The sequence below is a fragment of the Protofrankia symbiont of Coriaria myrtifolia genome, assembly GCF_900634755.1.
GTDB classification, from domain to species: domain Bacteria; phylum Actinomycetota; class Actinomycetes; order Frankiales; family Frankiaceae; genus Protofrankia; species Protofrankia coriariae.
Genome location: NZ_CAAAFS010000170.1, coordinates 1 through 7,675, shown reverse-complemented (window position 1 = coordinate 7,675; position 7,675 = coordinate 1). Strand labels below are relative to the sequence as shown.

The following is a 7,675-nucleotide window of genomic DNA, read 5'->3' as shown; positions in this document are numbered from 1 at the left end:
CTGTCCTGCCTGTCCACTCGTCCGGGCCGCGCCCTGGAGACCCTGGTTGGCCCGGGCTGTCCGTCCGACTGCTCCCGTCCGTACGAGCGATCTGGGTGCCGCCGCCGGCCATCATCTCGCGCGACGGGCACGGGCATCGGCGTGTTCCGCGCTTTCGTCGATCTTAATGCTAGCCGGACGGCAGGTTGGTAACTAGCCGATCAGCTTGCCATTTCCTAGACGGACGGCTAGCTTCATCTTTTGACAATACCTGCCGATCGGCTAGCGACGCTGGCAAGCGGCACCCATCCACAGCGCCCTACCGACCCGAGGGGAAGATCCGTTGGCCACCTACCTGTACCGGCTCGGGCGCGCGGCCTACCGCCGCCGACGGCTGGTCGTCGCCCTGTGGGTCCTCGTGCTGGCCCTCATCGGGGCCGGCGCGGCGACCCTGTCCGGCCCGACCTCCGAGACCTTCTCCATCCCGGGGACCGAGTCCCAGAAGGCCGTCGACCTGCTACAGGAACGCATGCCCGGCGCCGGCGCCGACGCGGCCACCGCACGCGTGGTCTTCACCGCCACGGACGGTTCGCTCACCGAGGCGGCAGGCAGACAGGCCGTCACCGACGCCGTCCAGAAGATCGTCAAGGCGCCACAGGTGGCCCAGGCCAGCGACCCGTTCGTCCGGGGCGGTGTCTCCCAGGACGGGCGCACCGCCTATACGCAGGTCACCTACAAGGTGCAGCCGGGTGAAATCACCGACGAGGCCCGAGAGAGCCTGTTCGCCGCCGCCGGGGTGGCCCGCGACGCCGGGATCGGCGTCGAGTTCGGCGGCACCGCGGTGGAGGGGCAACCCGAACAGAGCGCCACCGAGGTCATCGGCCTGGTCGTGGCCGCCGTCGTGCTCGTCATCACCTTCGGCTCGCTGGTCGCGGCCGGCTTCCCCCTGCTCACCGCGCTACTGAGCGTGATGATCGGCATCGGCTGCATCCAGATCGCCACCGGGTTCATCAACGTCAGCTCCAGCACCCCGACGCTCGCCCTGATGCTCGGCCTGGCGGTCGGGGTCGACTACGCGCTGTTCATCACCTCCCGTTACCGGCACGAACTCTCCCTGGGCTCCGACGGCGAGCAGGCCGCGGGCCGCGCGGTGGGCACCGCGGGCTCGGCGGTGGTGTTCGCCGGCCTGACCGTCGTCATCGCGCTGGCCGCGCTCTCGGTCGTGGGCATCCCGTTCCTGACGTCGATGGGGCTGGCCGCCGCCGGCACCGTCGCCGTCGCCGTCATCGTCGCGCTCACCCTGCTGCCCGCCCTGTTCGGCTTCGCCGGGCGGCGGCTGCTGGGCGGGCGCATCCCCGGGCTGCGCGCCCGCGACCCCGAGGGCGACGGCGGCGGCCCCACCGTGGGCCAGCGGTGGGCACGCCTGATCGTGCGGCGCCGCGCCATCGCCGTCGTCCTGTCCGTGCTGGCTCTAGGCCTGCTCGCCGTCCCCGCGGCCGATCTGCGCCTCGGCCTGCCCACCGACGCCACGGCCGCGCCGGACAGCACCCAGCGCAGGGCCTACGACCAGCTCACCGCCGGATTCGGGCCGGGTTTCAACGGCCCGCTGCTGCTCGTGGTGGACGGCTCCGCCAGCGCCGACCCGCGCACGGCCGTCGGTGAGGTCTCCCGTACCGTCACCGCGTTGCCCGGCGTGGCCGCGGTGACCGCGCCGACGTTCAACCCCGCCGGCAACACCGCGACACTGTCGGTGACCCCCACCTCCGGGCCGAGCGAGGCCGCCACCGAGGACCTGGTACACACCATCCGTGGCCAGGCTGCGGCGATCAGGGCCGCCACCGGCGCCAGCACCGCGATCACCGGCGAGACCGCGATCAACATCGACGTGTCCGAGAAGCTCTCCGACGCGCTCCTGCCCTACCTCGCGGTTGTCGTCGGGCTGGCGTTCGTGCTGCTCGTCCTGGTCTTCCGCAGCATCCTCGTGCCGTTGAAGGCGACCGCGGGCTTCCTGCTCAGCGTCGTCGCCACGTTCGGCGCGGTGGTGGCCGTGTTCCAGTGGGGCTGGCTGATGGACGTCCTCGGCGTCGCAACGACCGGTCCCATCGTCAGCATCCTGCCGATCTTCCTCATCGGTGTCCTGTTCGGCCTGGCCATGGACTACGAGGTCTTCCTGGTCACCCGGATGCGCGAGGAGTTCGTCCACGGCCTTGAACCGGACGACGCGGTGGTCACCGGCTTCCGGCACGGCGCCCGGGTCGTCACCGCGGCCGCGATCATCATGATCAGCGTGTTCGCCGGGTTCATCCTGTCCGATCAGGCGATCATCCAGTCGATCGGCTTCGCGCTCTCCTTCGGCGTGCTCGTGGACGCGTTCGTGGTGCGGATGACCCTGGTACCGGCGGTGATGTCCCTGGCGGGACGGCACGCCTGGTGGCTGCCGGCATGGCTGAACAGGCTGCTGCCCGACATCGACGTCGAGGGCAAGCAGCTGATCGGCCCGCCGGCCCTGCCCGAGCAGCGGGCCCACGTCACCGCAGCCGCCGGGGACCCCACCGCACCCCACGACATGTCCGCGACCGGCCACCACCCCTGACCGCGGCGGCCCGCGGCTACTCGGAGCGGTGAACCCACACGGGGACGAAGCGCTGGCCTCGGATCTCGTAGACGGTCACCACCGACGTCAGCGGATCGCCCCAGGCGTCGAAGCCGACGTCGCCGGTGACACCGGGGAAACGGCCCTGCCCGACCGCGGTGACGATCGCCGCCCTGGCGGCCTCGTCCACCGTGTCCTGGCCGGGCAGGACACCGGCCGCGGCCCGCAGCAACGCCTGTGCCGCATCGTAGGCGTAGGCGGCGACCGAGGGGATCACGTCGACGTCCGGCGCCGGCGACGCGGCCGGCGAGGCCGACACGACGGCGTGACCGCCACCGTCGGCCTGGCCGTCACCAGCCGGACCGGCCGCCGCCGGGCTACCACCGGCCGAACCGCCACCGGGCGGACTGACAGCAGACGGACCATCAGCAGACGAAGCACCGCCACCAGCCGGAGCGCCGGCAGCCGGGGCGTCACGGCCCGGCTCGCCGCCGTGCGGCTCACCACTTCGCGGGTCGCCTCCCCCGGCGCTGTCGCTGTCGCTCTCCGCCGGCCAGCGGTCCAGGTAGGCGGCCGCGAACCGCCCGGCCGCCGGCAACGCGGACAGGGGCGCGCCGAGATCGGCGACCAGGTCTCCCTCGGCGGCATCCCGCGCCTGCTCGGGGTAGTGGGGGTCGAACAGCCCGTCGGAGCCCAGGATGGACACGGCCGGGCCGTGCTCGGCCAGCTCCTCGCGCAGCTTCCCGGCAAAGGCCTGGCCGGTCGCCACGTACACCAGGTCCGGGGCCTCGGCGCGAAGGTAGCGGGCCACCTGCTCGACCTCGGCCGTGTCGTCGGCGCTGCCGTCGACCCGGTGTGTCCCGGTGACGGCCGCGCCGAGCCGCGTGGCCTCGGTGGCGAACCGTTGCGCGAGCGAGGTACCGAAGTCCGGGCCGCCGTCGACCACCGCGATCCGGTGGCGGCCGATGACCCGCACGGCGTACTCGGCGGCGTCCCGGGCCGCGAGCACATCCGTCCCACTCAGCCGGAAATAGGTCCGGTACGGCCGGCCACGGGCCGCTGGCGAGGCCGGTACGACTGATGAGGTCGACGAGGCCGACAGAGCCGACGGGGTGATGCCGGTCAGCTCGGGCTGGCTGTTGGACGGTGAGACCACCGCGATCCCGGCGGCGTCCAGAGTGGGCAGGGCAACCATCGCGACCGTGGAGCTCAGCGGTCCGACCACGCCGATCAGGCTCTCGTCGGCGGCGAGCGTCCCCGCGGCGCGGGCGCCGCCATCCGGCCTGGACAGGTCGTCCTGGACGCTCAGCCGGACCTTCCAGCCCGGGATCGTGCCCTGGACGTTCGCCTCGTCGACCGCGAGGCGAACGGCGTTGCGCACGGCCGTACCCACGGATGCGCGGTCCGCGGACAGCGGTGCGATCAACCCGAGCGTGGCCGTCCTGGTCCGCGTGGCGGACGGCCCGTCCGCCGGCGAACCGCCCGTGAGCGCCACCGCGAGAACGGCCACAAGGGCCACGATCACAGCGACCACACCGGCGAGTAGCCGGAACAGCCGCCGTCGTGGCCCGGTGACGAACAGCCGTCCGAGCACGGCCGTGAGCCGTCCGAGCACGTTCCGCCCGAGCAGGTTCCGGGCCGTGCTCACGCTCCGGGCAGTGCCTCACCGGGCAGGAGGTCGCCGGCCAGCACGGCCTCGGCCACGGCCCGCATCGTGCGCCGCTGGTTCATCGACGTGCGCTGAATCCAACGGAAGGCATCCGGCTCGGTCATGGCGTGCTCGGTCTGCAGGACCCCCTTCGCCCGTTCGATGATCTTGCGGGCCTCCAGCCGGCCCTGCAGATCCTCGACCTCGGCCTCCAGGCTGACGATCTCGGTGAACCGGCTCATCGCCATCTCGATCGTCGGCAGCAGGTCCTTCTTCTGGAACGGTTTGACGACGTAGGCCATCGCCCCGGCGTCCCGGGCCCGCTCCACCAGGTCCCGCTGGCTGAACGCGGTCAGGATCACCACCGGCGCGATCCGCTCCTTGGCGATGTGCGCGCCGGCGTCGATCCCGTCCATCCGGGGCATCTTGACGTCGAGGATGACCAGGTCGGGACGCAGCTTGGTGGCCAGGCTGACCGCCACCTCGCCGTCCCCGGCCTCACCGACCACCTCATAGCCCTCCTCCTGGAGCATCTCCCTCAGATCAAGGCGGATCAGCGCCTCGTCCTCGGCGATCAGCACCCGGCGGGGGGTCGAGGATGGCTGGCTCATCGAGTCGGACTCCTGGGCTCGCAGGGCTAGGATCACACTGTTGACCCGCCGTGATGTGAGGCGGTCGGTCGATCCGCACCTTACCCGGCTACAGTCATGGAGGAAGCTCTACCTGCATATTGACCGGTTCGCCAGCAACTTCAAGACCCAGCGTCCGCGAACCGTGGCTGCCGGCCCCTGTACTCCAACGGCAGAGAGACGGTGCTCAAACCACCGACAGTGTGGGTTCGAATCCCACCGGGGGCACAACGAGGAAGGGAAAACGCGCTCCCGCCATGTAGGCGATCTTCGCTGGGGACGTCGGTACGGATGATCGTGGAGTCCAGGGCGTCCGCGGTCTCAACGTCCAGCGTGATCTGCGCTTGCGCCTGATTCGCCGCCCTGTCGTAGCGGATCCTCAGCCTGAGGGCGTCCAGCAGCCGCCGCGCGGTCGCCTGAGGAAGATCTGCGACGTCCAACCGGCCCAACGGCACCCGCCCCAACAAGCCAAGATCGGGAGTAGCGGCTGCCACGGTGGCATCCTGGGCGTCGAGCTCGTCCAACGCCTCCTGAGCGGCCCGCCGCTGCACGTCCAGCTCCGCGATCCGCTGCTGCACGTGAGAGAACACCGCCCCGGTAAGGTCATCCTGGGTTTCCAGCGTGGTGAGCAGCCGCCGCTGCCGGGTGGCGATATCGGCCAGGGTGCGCTGCAACGCGGCCCGGCGGGCGACCCGATCGTCCTGCTCTACCACCGCCGCATGGTCGATCTCGGCGGTCAGCAGCGCGAGCCGATCCGGGCCGAGCAGCCGGGTGTTGAGGAAGTCGTTGATCCCGGCGAGCAGGCGCCGTTCCGCCAGCAGAATCCCACGCGGATGCTCCGGGTAGCGTTCGGTGAAGTCGGCGTGGTTCCGCGGGGCCTCGCAGACGTAGTACAGCAGCGCGTCCGGCCGGCCCCGCGCCGCCCGCGACTTCCCGACCATCCGCCGGCCACACAACGCGCAGACCACCATCCCCCGCAGCAGATAGCTCCGCCTGGTCTGCGGATGCGCACTGTTGGCACCATTACCCGACCGGCTGCCGAACCGCTCCACCCCCACCGCGGCCGCAGCCAGAAAATCGGCCTGGCTGACCAGCGGGGGATGCACCGGCTCGGCCGACCACACCCACACGTCCGGATGGTTGATCGCTCCCCCCTTCTTCGTCCCCCGCCGGTTCCACACCATGTAGCCGGTGTACTTCGGATTGACCAGAATCTCCCGCACCGACGACCGGCCCCACGCGTCCCGCCGCCGCCGCGGATCGATGTGCATCGGCGGCGGATACCGGTCGAGGTCGGCGTTGAGCCGATCCGCGATCGCCGCGTACCCCAGCCGTTCCGCGATCCGCCAGGCAAAGATCTGCCGGACCACCGGGGCCCGCACCGGGTCCGGTACCAGCCGGTGTTTGGTCCGTCCCTCGGCCCGCCGCGCCGGCACCGGATGCGGGATCCGCTCCGGCAGATAGCCGTACGGTGGCCGTCCCACGTTCCAGCCCTGCGCGGTATGCTCGCAGAACCCGTCCCAGGACTTCTCCAACGTCTCCAGCACGTACCACTCGGCCACCCCCTGCTTGACCCGCCGGGTCAACACCGTGGTCGCCCGCAGCCGCGACAGCGTCATCGGCTCGTCCGCGGCCAGCAGCACCACCCCGGCCTGCTCCAGCTCATGCTCGACCCGGGTGTCGTAGTAGGTGCGCCGGGCTACCCGCTCGATCGACTCGCAGATCACCGCGTCGAACCGCCGCGACAGCCCCTTGGCCTCCGCCAACAGATCCGCGATCCCACCATCCCGGGGAACGGGAATATCGAACAGCTCATGCGCCCGGCTGAACCCCCGAGCATCCAGATTCTTCCGGCCGGACTCCACATCATAAAAATGCGCGACGAGCCGCACCCCCGACGGCAGCGCGGCGGTGGCGTTGTGCAACTGGCGCGGCAGGGACAACGTCGGATCCTGCTGGTCCTTCGTGGACACCCGACCCAGAAACGCCACCCGCAGACCCGCCCAGCCCCGCACCGACGGCCTAGTCGAACGCGACCGCAACGACCCAAACGCCTCCGGCATCTGCGCCATCCCACGCTCCCCTCACCAGCACCTGTCGAGGACAATTCTAGCCTTCGTCATCTTCCTCCCATCGCGCCCTGGAAAATGGATCCGATCCACCTGGCAGGGAATCAGATGTAACGGAAGATGATCGCGGAATTCCCGCTGTTACGGCTCCGGCCTGGGCGGTTGTCGGCTGCTTGCGGCGCTCCCGGAAGCGGCCTCCGCCGCCGCCCAAGCCGCCAAGGCCTCGCGAAGCGCCGCCGCACGCTCCGCCCGCAACGCCTGACCGGACGGTCCATCGACAACCTCGACGGACCACCGCCACGACATCGGCTCACTTGTTCGCCCTGCTGGCGTCGCCGACCCGGAAGCGGTCGGTCCCGCCGCTTTCTTCTGGCATTCCTCACCAGGGTTGTCAGCGGCTCGGGTGCGTAGGGGGCCATCCCAGCCGGCCCGGATCGTGGTCACTGGCACTCACCAAGCGGCCGCGGATCACAGCCTCGATCGGGAGAAAAAGTCACCATTCCATGGGATAGCCAGAAGGCAGTTCAGGGCAACTACGAATATCCACAAAGCAGAACCAGCATCGATGCCGTTACACGCTTCCGCATACCACTCCCAGCCAGGAAAGACATCCAACTGTCGAGAAATCCAAACATACAACGCGGAACATGAAAAGAATCACAGACCAGCTCGACTTCAGATGATCTCCCGCCTTTCAACCACACGCGCCTCATCGGCCGGCGGAACGCACGGCTGTCCCGCCGGGCTTCTAGTGTCC

Annotated in this window: 3 protein-coding genes, 1 tRNA gene and 1 pseudogene; 2 read left to right on the top strand and 3 right to left on the bottom strand. The window is 70.3% G+C overall.

The window, feature by feature from the left end; all coding sequences use genetic code 11:
* Positions 1 to 322 precede the first annotated feature (322 nt).
* Positions 323 to 2,572: an MMPL family transporter gene (locus tag CM1CMNOD_RS09590; protein ID WP_013873461.1), complete on the top strand. Its 2,250-nt coding sequence runs from the start codon at positions 323 to 325 to the stop codon at positions 2,570 to 2,572.
* 16 nt (positions 2,573 to 2,588) lie between these two features.
* Here CM1CMNOD_RS09590 and CM1CMNOD_RS23590 read toward each other — a convergent pair whose 3' ends face one another.
* Both CM1CMNOD_RS23590 and CM1CMNOD_RS09580 read right to left on the bottom strand, forming a co-directional pair.
* Positions 2,589 to 4,220 carry a branched-chain amino acid ABC transporter substrate-binding protein gene (locus tag CM1CMNOD_RS23590; protein ID WP_013873460.1) on the bottom strand — a complete coding sequence of 544 codons (1,632 nt, stop codon included), beginning with the start codon at positions 4,218 to 4,220 and terminating at the stop codon, positions 2,589 to 2,591.
* On the bottom strand, positions 4,217 to 4,831 hold the full coding sequence (locus CM1CMNOD_RS09580) for an ANTAR domain-containing response regulator (protein ID WP_013873459.1): 615 nt from the start codon (positions 4,829 to 4,831) through the stop codon (positions 4,217 to 4,219). The genes CM1CMNOD_RS23590 and CM1CMNOD_RS09580 overlap by 4 nt, the downstream gene beginning before the upstream one ends.
* 173 nt (positions 4,832 to 5,004) lie before the next feature.
* Here CM1CMNOD_RS09580 and CM1CMNOD_RS09575 point away from each other — a divergent pair.
* Positions 5,005 to 5,077: transfer RNA gene (locus tag CM1CMNOD_RS09575), tRNA-Leu, on the top strand.
* 644 nt (positions 5,078 to 5,721) lie between these two features.
* Here the strand turns inward: CM1CMNOD_RS09575 and CM1CMNOD_RS24395 are convergent.
* A pseudogene (locus CM1CMNOD_RS24395) lies at positions 5,722 to 6,468 on the bottom strand (recombinase family protein); the annotation flags it as partial.
* Positions 6,469 to 7,675: the final 1,207 nt, after the last annotated feature.